General features: G+C 57.7%; 10 protein-coding genes and 2 tRNA genes. 8 read left to right on the top strand and 4 right to left on the bottom strand.

Features of this window, described 5'->3' with window-relative positions; translation table 11 throughout:
- Nucleotides 1-63 precede the first annotated feature (63 nt).
- The 3 genes from EC9_RS09250 to EC9_RS09240 all read left to right on the top strand — a co-directional run bounded on the left by EC9_RS09250 (nt 64) and on the right by EC9_RS09240 (nt 3,424).
- On the top strand, nt 64-1,032 hold the full coding sequence (locus EC9_RS09250) for a glycosyltransferase family 10 domain-containing protein (protein ID WP_145344308.1): 969 nt from the start codon (nt 64-66) through the stop codon (nt 1,030-1,032).
- 267 nt (nt 1,033-1,299) lie between these two features.
- Complete coding sequence (locus EC9_RS09245; protein ID WP_145344306.1) at nt 1,300-2,232, top strand: alpha-1,2-fucosyltransferase; 933 nt, start codon at nt 1,300-1,302, stop codon at nt 2,230-2,232.
- A gap of 49 nt (nt 2,233-2,281) precedes the next feature.
- Nucleotides 2,282-3,424, top strand: a complete 1,143-nt coding sequence (locus tag EC9_RS09240) for a glycosyltransferase (RefSeq protein WP_218934693.1) — start codon at nt 2,282-2,284, stop codon at nt 3,422-3,424.
- A gap of 61 nt (nt 3,425-3,485) precedes the next feature.
- On the opposite strand, the gene EC9_RS09235 is transcribed toward EC9_RS09240, so the two are convergent.
- Nucleotides 3,486-4,664: a serine/threonine-protein kinase gene (locus EC9_RS09235; protein WP_145344302.1), complete on the bottom strand. Its 1,179-nt coding sequence runs from the start codon at nt 4,662-4,664 to the stop codon at nt 3,486-3,488.
- Nucleotides 4,665-4,999: 335 nt separating this feature from the next.
- On the opposite strand from EC9_RS09235, the gene EC9_RS09230 reads away from it, so the two are divergent.
- The 4 genes from EC9_RS09230 (at nt 5,000) to EC9_RS09215 (ending at nt 8,831) form a co-directional block, all read left to right on the top strand.
- Complete coding sequence (locus tag EC9_RS09230; RefSeq protein ID WP_218934692.1) at nt 5,000-5,638, top strand: ankyrin repeat domain-containing protein; 639 nt, start codon at nt 5,000-5,002, stop codon at nt 5,636-5,638.
- 89 nt (nt 5,639-5,727) lie between these two features.
- On the top strand, nt 5,728-6,987 hold the full coding sequence (locus EC9_RS09225) for a beta-ketoacyl-[acyl-carrier-protein] synthase family protein (protein WP_145344298.1): 1,260 nt from the start codon (nt 5,728-5,730) through the stop codon (nt 6,985-6,987).
- Nucleotides 6,988-7,111: 124 nt separating this feature from the next.
- Nucleotides 7,112-7,372, top strand: coding sequence for an acyl carrier protein (locus tag EC9_RS09220; protein WP_145092132.1), 261 nt, complete (start codon nt 7,112-7,114; stop codon nt 7,370-7,372).
- Nucleotides 7,373-7,400: 28 nt separating this feature from the next.
- On the top strand, nt 7,401-8,831 hold the full coding sequence (locus tag EC9_RS09215; protein WP_246106036.1) for a phytoene desaturase family protein: 1,431 nt from the start codon (nt 7,401-7,403) through the stop codon (nt 8,829-8,831).
- 215 nt (nt 8,832-9,046) lie between these two features.
- Here the strand turns inward: EC9_RS09215 and cysK are convergent, their stop codons facing one another.
- Together cysK and EC9_RS09205 are read right to left on the bottom strand one after the other, a co-directional pair.
- A complete protein-coding gene (cysK, locus tag EC9_RS09210; protein ID WP_145344296.1) occupies nt 9,047-9,982 on the bottom strand; it encodes a cysteine synthase A in 936 nt (311 codons plus the stop codon).
- Nucleotides 9,983-10,423: 441 nt separating this feature from the next.
- Nucleotides 10,424-10,510: transfer RNA gene (locus EC9_RS09205), tRNA-Ser, on the bottom strand.
- 367 nt (nt 10,511-10,877) lie between these two features.
- On the opposite strand from EC9_RS09205, the gene EC9_RS09200 reads away from it, so the two are divergent.
- A tRNA-Leu gene (locus EC9_RS09200) sits at nt 10,878-10,961 on the top strand.
- Between the two features lie 1,139 nt (nt 10,962-12,100).
- Here the strand turns inward: EC9_RS09200 and EC9_RS09195 are convergent.
- A complete protein-coding gene (locus EC9_RS09195; RefSeq protein WP_145344294.1) occupies nt 12,101-13,780 on the bottom strand; it encodes a hypothetical protein in 1,680 nt (559 codons plus the stop codon).
- Nucleotides 13,781-14,030: the final 250 nt, after the last annotated feature.

Genomic DNA, 14,030 nt, shown 5'->3' with positions numbered 1-14,030 from the left:
CGCTGAGGCTTGTTTCACTCGCTACTTGCGACGCGTTGCACAACTGAACCAAGGAAGGTCTCGATGTATCGGGTATTGGTGACAACCTGTGGCCCCAAAATGCACTACGTTCGCCAGACTCCCGGTAGACGGGCGGTCTGGGAGGATTTTGAGTTTATATTTAACCAATCCGATGTCAGTTGCGATGCGTGGGTTGTCTTCGAGAGTCTCCCCGCGGCGACGTGGGCAACGTGCCCTCCAGAGAATGTGCTGTTCATCTCGGCTGAACCTCCCACCTTGCGCACTTACCGCAGCGACTTCCTTCGCCAGTTCCACTGGGTTTTGACCTGCCACGAGGTCACCCATCGAGGGCTGATCGCACGCCAGCAGGCGCTTCCATGGCACGTCGGCATCCAGTTCGGCGCCGAGTGTCACGTCGCGCTGGACTACGACCAGCTTTCAGCGATGTCATATCCGGAAAAAACGCATGTCATGAGCGTCGTGATCTCGAACAAGGCGACGACGCCCGGACATCGTCAACGATTGGAGTTTGTGCAACAGCTTAAGGAACATCTAGGAGAAGCACTGGATGTCTTTGGCAACGGGCATCATCCGATTGCCGACAAATGGGAGGCGGTTGCACCCTACCGATTCCATCTGGCGTTGGAAAATACTGCGCATCCGGACTACATAAGCGAGAAGATTGCCGATGCGTTTCTCGGCTTTGCGTATCCCTTTTATTTTGGTGCTCCCAACGCGGATGAATATTTGCCGCAGGACAGTTTTACGCCGATTGACATTTTCCAGCCTCAGCAGGCGATCGATTCAATCTGTTCCGGGATCGAGCAGCGGTTGGATGTTGCCCATCGACAGCAGGTCGCCGCGGCCCGGAAGATTGTCTTAGACGATTTGAATTTGTTCCCAACGTTGGTCGCATTGTTGCGCGAACGGATGCAACATGGCGACCGCCAGCAAGTTTGTCTGTACCCGAAGAATCAACATGTTCAATTGGCTCTTCGCAGCGTCGGGCAGCTATTCAGGAAATGCGGCTAGTCGTCCGCTAGCTCAGCGGAGCACCAGAAGAGTTTGGGCGAAGCTGGCGTGAAGCGGGGGCTGGCGCTGCCAAAAGCAGATCGTGGTCGCTGGCCAGCAGGCCGGCTAACGAGTGCTGCAAATCGATATTGCATACAGAGGTGATGTCGGAGATGATCCAACCCGTAATTTGATGGGCTGTTGGCGTTCGTCCGGCGCGGCATGGAACCCCGCAACGACGCGTGGCGAACTTGCCAGTGGTGACACCTGATCGGATGGGAGCTTGCAATGATCGTAACACGTTTGATCGGTGGCCTAGGCAATCAATTGTTTCAGTACGCTTACGGTGCGTACTTGGCAAAACAGGCCGGCGTGGAGCACTACATCGATGTCAGTGCCTTTGAAGAATACCAGCTGCGCGACATGACGCTCGATCGGTTTGCGATTCGAGCCCTCCGATTGCCGGAGGCTTTGCGACACCGAGTCCCTGCCAGATATTCTGGAGCATCAAAAGCGTATTCCAGCTGGCAATCGTTTGCCGCACGGGCGTTTCCACGACAGTCGGGCGTCTTTCGATTGCGTCGTGAGAAGCCGTTTGGGTTTCGCGACAAGTGGCTCCATTCACACGCCAATCTCTACACGGAAGGTTATTGGCAGGGAGAAGCGTTTTTTCCCGGGATGGAGGAAGCCCTGCGGGAGGAGTTCCGTTTGGTCGACCCCGTTTCGGAGGCCACCGCAGCGATGGCACGCCGGATGGATAACACGCAAAGCGTTGCGTTGCATGTTCGCCGCGGCGACTACGTTTCGGATCCAACAAACCAAAAGATCTTCCGCACCTTGGAACCAGGGTACTATCGACGCTGCCTAGAAGACCTTCGCCAACACGTTGCCGATCCGCAAATCTTTTTGTTCTCCAACGATATCCCTTGGTGCTTAAAGAACTTGGATGTTGGTATCCCCTTTACGCCGGTGACGCACAACGACGGGGCCACCTGCCATGAGGATCTGTATCTGATCAGCCAGTGTCGACACGCGGTGATCGCCAACAGTTCGTTCAGTTGGTGGGGCGCTTACTTGGCGGCCGATTCCGACGCGCGACGTGTCTATTATCCGTCGCCTTGGTTTCACCCTGGCACCCTCGACGGAACTGCGATCCCGTGCCGAAAATGGATCGGCGAACACCAACTGGAACATCCCACCGCGATGCGTTCCGCGGCGTAAGGCTGCACGCACTCAATGGGGCGATTTACTTTAAACCTTGGACTTTCCCGTGACCTCGACCGCTATCCCGTGCCCCAGTTCTCCCGCATGCGTCGTCCTGGCATCGACTCAGACGACTTGGGGCGGGGGCGAAGCGTACCTGTTTGCGCTGGCCCAAGGTTTACTGGCTCGCGGTGTCGAAGTTCGATTGTTAGCCCCAAGCGACGGGCAACTTGCACAACGAATGCGAGATGCGTTGCCCGAGATCTCGCAGTGCGATGCGTCGCGAAAAAGCCCTGCGGCGATCTGGCGGATGCGGCAGTGGATGAAGACCTTGGGGCCCGCCGTTTTGCACTGCAATGATTCGCGTTCGTTATCGCGAATGGGGCTGGCGGCTGTCGGATTGAAGTCACTTCGCGTCGTTTCGATGCGGCACACGATGTTTCCGATTCGCTCCCCGGCCAAATACCATCGACTGTCCCAGAAAGTGATCTGCGTTTCCCATGCGGTCGCGGACGCATGCGGCGCACGCGGACTTTCTCCCGCATGGGCTCAGGTGATCCATGCGGCGATCGACCCGCCTCGAGTGGCGGCTGCTGACGTCGAGCGTCTGCGAAACGAACTGCTAGGAAACGATCATCAAAAACTCATCGTTGCCGTGGGCAACCTGTTCCCCTGCAAAGGACACTCGACGTTGATTGACGCTGCGGCGTTGCTTAGGGATAAAGGCTGCAGAGCACTGACGGTGATCGCAGGCGAAGGCCGTCAACGGGAAATATTAGAACAGCAGATCGAAACGCTTGGACTCGCCAACGAGGTGCGATTGCTCGGATTTCGCGACGATGCAAACACCCTGCTCGCCGCCGCCGATGTGATCGCCCATCCGGCTCGTGACGAAGGGCTCTGTTTAACTGTCGCAGCTGCGATGATGCTGAAGAGACCAGTTGTTGCGACCGCCGTTGGCGGCTTAAGCGATGTGCTAGGGATCGAACCACGAATGCAGGCCGATGGGCCATTCGCGGCGGTCGTTCCCGTGGATGACGAAGGCCAGTTGGCCGAACAACTCTATCGTCAGCTCGATTCGCCAGCGGACGAGCAGGCCTTAACGCGTGCCCAAGACTTTGCTCTCACTCGATTCACCACACCTCGCATGGTCGACGCGACGCTGGCGTTGTACCAGAATCTGTTTCGGCAGCAGCGAGCCGCCGCCTAATTGCGTGCGGTCGCCAATCCACATGTGATCACGGATTGAGCGGCCTCGGCGGCGCGGCATTCTAAACGATCGATTCGTTTTCGTTGCCGCTGGGGTCTTCGTTCTCTTCGCGTTCTTTTTCCAACGACAGCTCGATCCGGTTCAGCTCTTCCAGCCACAGCCGGATGTCGTTGTCGTATTCGGTCGACATGTCGCTCAGGACCAATTGGCGATGGAACGCCGCGGCACCTTGTTCGACATGTTCAGCCGCCTCGGCGCTCGGAAAGCGGCGGTTGGGATCCGGAGCGATCAGGCCGCGACAGAAGTGCATCAGCAGCGCGTTGCACGTGACTTCCGCTGGCAAGACTTCGTTCAGTCGCTGAGGCAGTTCGCGTTTGGCTTGCAACAATTCCCGCAGCGAGATGTCGCCGCGGAAGGGAGGCCGCCCGCTGAGCATTTCGATCAGCACGTATCCCAGGCTCGCCAGATCGCTCTTGGGCGTCGCGTTGTCGTGCTCCAGAACTTCCGGTGCAGCATAGACCGGCGTGCACGAACGATCGACCGGCGGAGTACGGTAATCGTACGCCGAACCGATGTCGATCAATTTGCTGTGCCCCGACTTCTTCAGCATGATGTTCGACGGTTTGATGTCGCCGTGCACAATGCTTTCGCGGTGCAGCGCCGCGAGGGCTTCGAGGCATTCGCGCAAGATTGCCACCGCAACGCCTGCTTTAAAGCGGTTCTGAACCGGCCCGCGTGTCAGAATAACTTCGTTGACATATTTCCAACGCCGTTTGCTGATGTTGCCTTCGAGCAGTTTGAGTTTCTCGGGTCGCATCAGCGCTTGCAGATCGTATCCGTCGACCCACTCCATCACCATGATCCGGATTCGGTTGCGTTCGACGAAGTTCTGCACGTCCAAGACGTTATCGTTTTGGATCATCGCTACACGGGCTGCGATTCCCGCGATCCGCGACATCGCCGCTTCGTAATCGCGGACATCGCTGTATCTCTCCGGCGAGAAAACCTTCATCGCCACGGGCAACGTAAAACCGTCGGTGCCACGACGGGCCGACAGGTAAACTTTCCCTTGGCCCCCCATCCCCAAAAGCTTCCCCAGGCGATGGTAGGTCGTCCAGTTCAGCTTCTTGTTGGATAGCACTTCCTCGTACCGTGAGACCAGTTCCTGATCGACAGTTCGAGAATGCTTGCCACGAAGCGTCAACGTGACGTTCGGATCGTGTCGTGTCGTTGTCAACATTGCCTTGTTTCCAAATTTGCTTCCATGCCGTTGCGGTCCGCTCGCAAGACACCATGGACCCACCTGCCCATTCACTCCGCCAATGCCCAGCCATGAGGTGCGGCCGCTAGTCTACCTACCTTTGCAGGGTTTGGGGGAGGGCATTTCTTTTCCAATACACCTAAGTCTCATCGCGTCAACGGTTTAGAATTTATTTCCCTGTGCAGGAAACGTTAAAAAATTGCCCCATGTGATGCCTCGTCTGCTTGCCTCGACGATAGGGTTCGTGGTTCGATAGTCACTGGCACGTTTGCGTGCCACGAATTTTCATAGCGTGCTCGATGGGGATGACCTCGATGAAAACCCGTTTTTTCCACCTCAGTTGGCTGTTGGTCGTCGTCTTGATCGGCTGCGACAGCAGTGCCGAGCGGAAAGAGAAGCAGCCCGCAGCCCCGGCTGCTGAAGCGGTCCGCGACGACGCGGATTCGCCCACCGCCGACGCGGCGGCACAGCAGATTACACCGATCACGCTGGCAGACTTTCGCAATGCCGCTGGCCTGGGACAGATCGAACCGGTTCGGCAGGGGATCCAACAGGGGCTCCGCATCGGAGCTGCCGACGAACAGGGACGGACCGCGCTGATGCTGGCCGCCTTCGATGGGCATTCCGCCGTGGTGGAATTGCTGTTGGAAAACGATGTCGATGTCGATGCCAAGGACTCGTCGGACCGAACGGCGCTGATGTACGCAGCATCGGGGCCTAATGATGCGACGGTCAAGCGACTGCTAGACGCGGGAGCCAGCGTCAATCTGGCCGATAACGTCGAAGGCTTCACCGCCCTGATGTTTGCCGCTGCCGAAGGGCAGACCGAAATTTGCAAGATGCTGCTGGCGCGACAGGCCAATCGCGACGCAAAAGACATCGACGGCGACACCGCGCTCAGCTTTGCCCAGAAGAACAATCACGCTGCCGTCGTGCAGCTGTTGTCTAAGTAACGGTTCGGTAAGCTCTCGTTCGAGCGGCTTGCGGAAGGTTGGAAAAGATTTAAATTACAGGCTTTCGGGCCTCTTCCAGAGAGATACATGTGACCGCCGCTGACAGTTCTTTCCAATTGCCTGACGACCAACGCATCGTAATTACCGGGATCGGTTTGACCGCCCCCAATGGCAACGATTGGGGCACCTATCGCGAGGCGCTGCTTTCGGGGCGCAGCGGTGTGACCGATTACGAAATCCGCTACTTCGGCAAAACCTTGGCCGGCGTTTGCGATTTTGACGCCAAGCGGCATCAGAGCCGCAAGGACATCCGTCGCGGAACGCGCGCTGGCAGCGTCGGGATCTACGCCGCCAATGAAGCCATCTTGCACAGCGGGATCGATTGGGCGAACACCGACAAATCGAATGTCGGCGTCTACATTGGCGTCACCGAACACGGCAATGTCGAAACCGAAAACGAGATCTACGAGATCAAAGGCTTCGATTACGACACCAAATATTGGTCGCACCATCACAATCCACGAACGGTTGCCAACAGTCCAGCAGGCGAAATCGCCCTGAACATGGGGATCACTGGACCGCACTACACGATCGGTGCCGCTTGTGCTGCGGGCAACGCGGGACTGATCCAAGGGGCCCAGATGTTGCGGCTGAACGAATGCGACCTAGCATTGGCCGGCGGCGTTTCCGAAAGCATCCATACCTTTGGGATCTTTGCCGGTTTCAACAGCCAAGGCGCCTTGGCGACGCACGAAAATCCCGAGCTTGCCTCGCGGCCATTCGACGTCGATCGCAACGGCATCGTCGTCGCCGAAGGCGGCTGCGTCTACGTCCTCGAACGGCTCTCCGACGCCCGCCGACGCGGTGCCGAAATCTACGGCGAACTGGTCGGGTATGCGATGAATACCGATGCTACCGACTTTGTTTTGCCCAACCCCGAACGGCAGGCTCAGTGCGTGACCAAAGCGCTCAAGCGAGCCGGGATGGCGGCCGACCAAATCGACATCGTCAGCACCCATGCGACCGGAACCAGCAGCGGCGACGCGCAGGAATGCCTGGCGCTTCGAGAAGCGTTTGCCGGTTGCGAAAACGTTCACTTCAACAACACCAAAAGCTATATCGGCCACGCGATGGGAGCCGCCGGGGCGTTGGAACTGGCCGGCAACCTGTCAGCCTTCAAAGACTCCGTCTGCCATCCGACCATCAACGTCGATCAACTCGACCCGGCCTGCGAACTGCCAGGGCTGGTGATCAACGAGCCAAAAGAATTGGATGACGTTCAATACATCCTAAACAACTCATTCGGAATGCTCGGGATCAATTCTGTCGTGATCATTCGTCGGTTTTGATTGATCAAGCCTGTTGAAAATTCAGTTAACCCTTTATGATGCTTCGGTGCCCCGGGCCACAATTTCAATCCACTTGGCGGACCAGCGGTTCCGCGTTTGAAAATATCCAGGAGAATAGGACGTTATGACGCCTGAAGACATTCGCGAAGAGATTATCGACATCCTCGGCGACATCGCTCCCGATGAGGATCTGAGCAACTTGGAAGATGCCAAGCCGTTCCGCGAGCAATTGGAACTCGATAGCATGGATTTCCTGGACATCGTGATGGAGTTGCGCAAGCGGCACCGCGTTCAGATCCCAGAAGAGGAATACGGCCAGCTGGCAAGCATGCAGAGCACCGTGACCTACCTGGAACCGAAGATGAAAGATATCGTTCGCAGCTAGCGAATCCCTTCCTGCAAGCTAATCCGCTTTGACCACGGCTAACTCCCCCACCGATCCGCTGAACGAAGACGTCTACGACACCATCATCATTGGTGCGGGGATGTCGGGGTTGGCCGCAGGCATTCGCCTGGCCTACTTCGACCAGCGTGTTTGCATTCTTGAAAAGCACTACACCATCGGCGGCTTGAATTCGTTCTACCGCCAAGGTGGACGTGACTATGACGTCGGGCTGCATGCGGTCACAAACTTCACCGAGAAGGGAAGCAAACGCGGCCCGTTGGCCAAGTTGCTGCGACAGTTGCGTTTCCGTTGGGACGATTTCCAGTTGGTCCCCGCGATTGGTTCGGCGATCCGCTTCCCCGACGTGGAGCTGAATTTCGGCAACGACATCAAGCTTTTGGAAGCGGATATTGCCAAGCAGTTCCCGCACCAGAAAGACAACTTCCAAAAACTGCTCGCCCGTCTACTCGACTACGACGACCTCGACGAGGCTTCGTTTAATATCTCGACGCGACAGGTTTTGGAAGAGACGATCACCGATCCTTTGCTGATCGAAATGTTGCTGTGTCCGCTGATGTGGTACGGCAACGCGCGCCAGCAAGACATGGACTTCGGCCAGTTTTGCATCATGTTCCGCGCCTGTTACATGGAGGGTTTTGCCCGGCCATTTAAAGGAGTCCGGCTGATCCTCAAAAATCTTGTTCGCAAGTTCCGCGGACTCGGCGGCGAACTAAAGCTTCGCAGCGGAGTCGACAGGATCCATGTCGATGGCGATCGCGCCGTCGGCGTGGTGTTGGACGATGGGACGGAGATTCGCGGCAAGCGGATTCTTTCATCGGCGGGGCAGATCGAAACGATGCGACTGTGCGACGACATCACGCAAGTCGACGTCGCCCGCGCCGGCCAGCTGTCGTTTATCGAATCGATTTCGATCCTCGATCGTCAGCCCAAGCAGATCGGATTCGATCGCACGATTCTGTTCTACAACGACAGCCCGCGTTTCCACTGGGAACGACCGGAGAATACGCTGTGCGATCCACGCACCGGCGTCGTCTGCTCACCGAACAATTACCTGTACGACGATTCCGATGGCCAGTTGCCCGATGGGGTGATTCGGATCACCACCCTGGCGAATCACGATCGCTGGTGCGGGCTGTCCGACGAAGAGTATCGTCGACAGAAGACGATTCAATACGATGAAGCGATCGACGCGGCGGTTCGCTTCATGCCCGATTTCCGCCGGCACGTCATCGACACCGACGTTTTCACGCCCAAGACGATCCGCCGTTTTACGTGGCACGATAACGGTGCGATTTATGGCGCCCCTGAAAAACAACTCGATGGACAGACACATCTATCGAATCTGTTCCTGTGCGGAACCGACCAGGGCTTCGTCGGAATTGTCGGAGCAATCGTCAGCGGGATCTCGATGGCCAACCGCCACTGCTTGACATCGTAAGCAAACCCTTCACCACCCCGCGTGCAAAACCAGTTCACTCGCGCCGGCATCGCCCCGCACGACTAGTTTAACCGCGTGGGCATCGCCCCGCGCGACTAGCTTTAACCGCGTGGGCATCGCCCCGCGCGTTTTCGGAGCATTGCCCCAGCAACACGCGCTGCCCGATCGGGCAGCCGGTTTAACGAAGCGAGCGACAATCGCTTGGCGGCGATCTTTTATTGGTCGCTGAACAGTGGCGTGCTCAGGTAGCGTTCGCCCAGGCTGCACATGATCGTCACGATTCGCTTCCCCTTGTACTCGGGGCGAGCGGCGATCTGTTGAGCGGCCCACATGTTCGCACCGCTGCTGATCCCAGCCACGATCCCTTCTTGCTTGGCCAATTGGCGCCCCGTCTCAAAGGCGTCCTCATCGTCGACAAGCACAATATCATCGATGATCGAAGTATCGAGATTGCCAGGGATAAAACCGGCACCGATGCCTTGAATCCGGTGCTTGCCCGGTGCGCCGCCACTGATCACGGGCGAATGCTTTGGTTCGACAGCGATCGCTTTGAAGTCGGGATTGACGCTTTTCATGTACCGCGCCACGCCAGTGATCGTGCCGCCGGTGCCAACGCCCGCAATCAGCACGTCGATATCGTGACCGCTATCCTCCCAGATCTCTGGACCGGTGGTCGCTTCATGGATCGCGGGATTGGCCGGGTTTTCAAACTGTTGTGGCATCCAAGCATTGTCCCCCTTGTCGACCAATTCCGCAGCTTGGTTAATCGCTCCCTTCATCCCTTCGGCCGCTGGCGTCAGCACCAAATTGGCACCCATCGCTCGCAGCAGCGCGCGGCGTTCGACCGACATCGACTCGGGCATCGTCAGCGTCAACTTGTAACCCTTGGCAGCGCAAACAAACGCCAGCGCGATCCCCGTGTTGCCGCTGGTCGGTTCGATGATGTGTGTCTCGGAATTCAAGACCCCCGACTTCTCGGCCGCTTCAACCATCGCCACGCCGATCCGATCTTTGACGCTATTAAGCGGCTGGAAGAACTCGCACTTGGCAAACACCGTCGCTTGATCGCCAGGGACCAAGCGGTTGATTTGGATCATCGGGGTGTCGCCAATCGCTTGCGATGCATTGGCGTAAGTTTTTCCGCGCGGCATGTGGAAGGTCCTTTACGAGAAGTCAAACATCAATCAGTTTCCGATCTCGCCGATCCGGCACCGTTGCGCCAGTCAGCCAAGGGGCAAGCCCATAATATCAATGGGTATCGTCGGCATCGTAGCATCGGGACTTCGGCGATTTCGCACCGATTCTGCCAGTTATATCAGATGGGACGACAATCCACACACGGCTCTGAAGAGGGCCTCTGAGCAAATCCGTGTTCAATTGGAGCGATCGGCCGACACGCGATTGCATCCGGTTCGACAAGAAACCGCGAGCTCTTGTTCGACCACTGGCTTGCCTAAACGCGATAGCGTATTTGACCTGAAGCGGACGCCGGGGGAGGAAGCGATGGAGAGTGAGGCGGGGCACCGTCGCGATTGGCGAAGCAAAACGCCAAGAAAAAAGGCCATTTAGGAAGTTCCTAAATGACCAATCAGCGGATGGGGTGGGATTCGAACCCACGGTACGGTCACCCGTACGCTAGTTTTCAAGACTAGAGCCTTCGACCACTCGGCCACCCATCCGTTTTTTGTTTTTGTCGCGTTTGCCCCACCGCATTCTGAGGGGGATTCGCGAGTAGAAAGTCTACAGCTAAAGTCCCAAGCGGCAAAGTGCGGTTCAGGGCTCGGTGCAACGTTCCGACGCGAAATCGTCGCTGGTCGCCCCGCACCGTCCCGCAAGATGCATCCAATCGATACAGTTCTTCCGCGTCTCCGCAGTTTTTTTGCTGGTGACATCCCAGCCCGGCTTGCAAAATATCATCAGCTGCGAGATACTCACCCCACGCGGAGATTGGCGGACTGCCCCGAACAATCACTCCCCCGCGTATCGCGATCCTGGTCGCAGTGCTTTCGAGTACCGCAGGCTTCCAGATCGACGGTTTTACGATATGCCGAAGTGGCGGAATTGGCAGACGCGCTGGATTCAAAATCCAGTTGGAGCAATCCAGTGTGGGTTCGAGTCCCACCTTCGGTACTTGGTGACAAGATCACCAGCAATCAAAGGCCCGTTAAACCTAGTGTTTTGCGGGCTTTTTTCGTATCCACTTCGATTCTGCGATTGCGTCTGACCGCCTGTTTGTGCCACGCCACACGGTGGATTTTTATTTACCCCACTCGCCCCTTCTTCAATCGCTCTGTAGAACGATTCCTGCATCGCCATCGTCATCGATGAAAATGCCGCCCTCGTTCATTCAACCGGCCTCCAGACGGTCGCGATCTTTGCTAGCCGACACCTCTTCCTCTGTGCCTTCGTGGCTTCGCGAGAGGCCCTTCGCTGGGGATCGTAGCGGACGACTCTCACGGAGGCACCAAGGCACGGTGCTTAAGCCGCTGTCACCTTGGCGACGAAGGCTTCCAGGAGTTACTAACCGACGGCGTGGGATTCGGCCAGCTGATTTTCAGGTTCGTCCACCTGCGCCACGATCCGTTTCGTTTCTGCTTCATGATCAGTTACCCTTCTCTGTGCCTTCGTGCCTCCGTGAGAGACCCTTTGCACGGGAACAGACGACTCTCACGGAGGCACCAAGGCACGGTGCTTAAGCCTTCGTCACCTTGGCGACGAAGGCTTCCAAGAGTTGCTCGCCGACGGTTTTGGATTCGGCCAGCTGATTTTCAGGTTCGTCCACCTGCGCCACGATCCGTTTCGTTTTTGCCTCATGATCAGTTACCCTTCTCTGTGCCTTCGTGCCTCCGTGAGAGGCCCTTCGCACGGGAACAGACCTTTTGAGGTGGTGACCTGATCCCGAGCGCGCCCAAGATCAGGTCACCACCTCTTTATTCCGCCCTCCGTGCTCAAGGGGCCACCGGATGCCAGCGACCAGACTCGGGGACAAGACTGCATGTATCAGGCCGGAGGCCGACACATCCTCTGCCGGTAGTGTAAACCACCGGTATCAAGCAGCCTCAAAACACGAGGCCGAAGGCTGGCACAAGTTCTTGCTGTGCGCAGCCACAGCCAAAGTCAGGCTTGTAGTGTGTCGGCCTCCGGCCTTTGAAAATTCTTGTGGCTCTTCGGTTCCGGTGGCTCACACCACCGGCAGTTCATGTTCCGCCCTCCGGGCTCAGGAGTTTGGGGTGAAACTTAGGTAGCAGTCACTGAGAGATGCTTGCTCGCTACCGTTTATCGGCCGGTGGTTCGAACTGCGCTAGGCCTTCGACGCCGCGATCGGCTTGCCAGAGCCAGATGTTGCGATCGGCGAAGTGTTTTAGTAGCGGCGTGTCGGCTTCGGGACCCAGGCGATGGGCCCAGACGATTGGAGCGTTGTCGATGTCGGCGCGGTTGTAGACCCACTCGCGATGGACGTTGTGATCGGGTGAATATTCAACCAATACAAGATGTTTGCCCGGCTCTTGTTCCAGGAGTTCGGCGATCTCGGATCGGTTGGGGGATTCGATTCGCGTGGCGTTGCCGACTGCATACGCGATCAAGGCTAACAGGCTGTAGACAACGATCGTCGGCAGAATCATACGTGCCAGCCGATTACTGTGTCCGGCGGCGTGCAGCCATCGCAGCGACTGAAACATCGCGACATAAAAGAGGCAGGCGACCGGAGCGACATAGTGCGGGAAGGTCCGTGAGTGGACGAATTGGAACTCGATCACCAACAGCCCCAGCACAACGGCGACGGCAAACAACAACCATCGGTCGCGGCGGATCAACGCCAACGCAGGCAACAGGCACAGACCACCCATGAACGTGTAGAAATGACTCAGATGCTGCAGTTTGCTGGAAACCAACGACGTATATCCGGCGAACGTTTGCGCATCGAGCTGCCGTTGTCGGCACCAGTTGCGGTAAAAAGCTTCCATCGCGGGAAGGTTGTATTTCGGAACCGGCGGCATCGCGTTCCAGATCACCATCGACGTGGCGGTGTATTGTTTGGAGTGAGCCGAGTAGGGCAACTGAGTCGCCCGGCCAGTGACTGCAGCGTTGTTGATCGCCAGGCTCACGATTCCGATACCGCCGATCAACAGGCTCGGCAGAGCCACCTGAACCAAATTGTTGATACGATCCGAAGCGGGGGACTTCCAGAGCCAGCGGAGCAACACAACCGCTGCGACGCCGCACAGCAAGAAGCCTTCCAGCGGGCGGCTGTTCGCCAAAATGACCGCTCCGCACGCAAACAGACTGGCGTATTGCCAGACCGGGCGTGGCCAGCGGTCGCGGTCGGTGATCCGCCGCAGGGCGCCGATCAACAGCGAACCGCCGAGCAGTTGGACTCCGCCGCCCCAGTAGGTTTGCCCCCAAGCCATCAGCATCGGGACGTTAATCGCCAGCAACAGTCCGGCAATCAGAGCCCAGCGACGATGGATCCAGCCGCGCAACGCCCAATAGGTGGCCGCGATTCCCAGAGCCAACGCGAGCCAGCTGCCGACGATCGGATGCCCGGTGGTCACCTGCCCTAGCGCCAGGAAGATCCCGTTGCCCGGCGGATACTTGGACATGTAGCTGGGCTGCGAGAGGACGTGGTAGGTCTCGAAGTGTTTCCAATACGGGTGCGTTGGATTGGTCAGCCGCCCCGAGGCGTAGGTGTCGGCGGCCAGCAGATAACTGAACTCGTCGTGAATTCGAGGCAACGGATACCGAATCAGCGTTAGGCCGAGATTCGTCACCAGCGAGACGGCAAACACCAGCAGCAGGCTGATCCAGGGGCGTTTGGAGAGCGAATCGATCGCCGCGACAACACGCCCGCCGCCCGAATCTCGCTGGCCGCTGATCCAAAACGCCACCAATAGACTGATACTCATCAGCATCAGACTCAGCGAATCGGGCAGGCCTTGGTAATTTGTCACGTTGTTTGGGCGTTGGTGAAACTGGCGTTTGGGTAACCGCAACCTTAGTCGGCGCGGGGGAGACGTTTAAGGTATCGCCTCGGAAATCTAGCTCTAGCCGCTGCAACAGCAATCGCAATCGGACGACTGTGGCTAGCAAAGGGTCGCGGTCCAATCGGTTTTGCCGAAGATCGGGGCTGTTCGATCGCTGCGTCTATAGAGGCGACCTCGACGCCGCGGCGTCGGCGTTGGGTGGGACCGGTTGCCATTG

It is taken from the genome of Rosistilla ulvae (genome assembly GCF_007741475.1).
GTDB lineage: Bacteria > Planctomycetota > Planctomycetia > Pirellulales > Pirellulaceae > Rosistilla > Rosistilla ulvae.
Note: the sequence above shows the minus strand (reverse complement) of the source record. Positions and strands in the feature narration are given on the sequence as shown.

Coding starts and splice junctions, on each gene's coding strand:
- EC9_RS09245 (WP_145344306.1), top strand. CDS start 1,300: ATGATCGTAACACGTTTGATCGGTGGCCTAGGCAATCAATTGTTTCAG.
- EC9_RS09230 (WP_218934692.1), top strand. CDS start 5,000: ATGAAAACCCGTTTTTTCCACCTCAGTTGGCTGTTGGTCGTCGTCTTG.
- cysK (WP_145344296.1), bottom strand. CDS start 9,982: ATGCCGCGCGGAAAAACTTACGCCAATGCATCGCAAGCGATTGGCGAC.
- EC9_RS09220 (WP_145092132.1), top strand. CDS start 7,112: ATGACGCCTGAAGACATTCGCGAAGAGATTATCGACATCCTCGGCGAC.
- EC9_RS09250 (WP_145344308.1), top strand. CDS start 64: ATGTATCGGGTATTGGTGACAACCTGTGGCCCCAAAATGCACTACGTT.
- EC9_RS09235 (WP_145344302.1), bottom strand. CDS start 4,664: ATGTTGACAACGACACGACACGATCCGAACGTCACGTTGACGCTTCGT.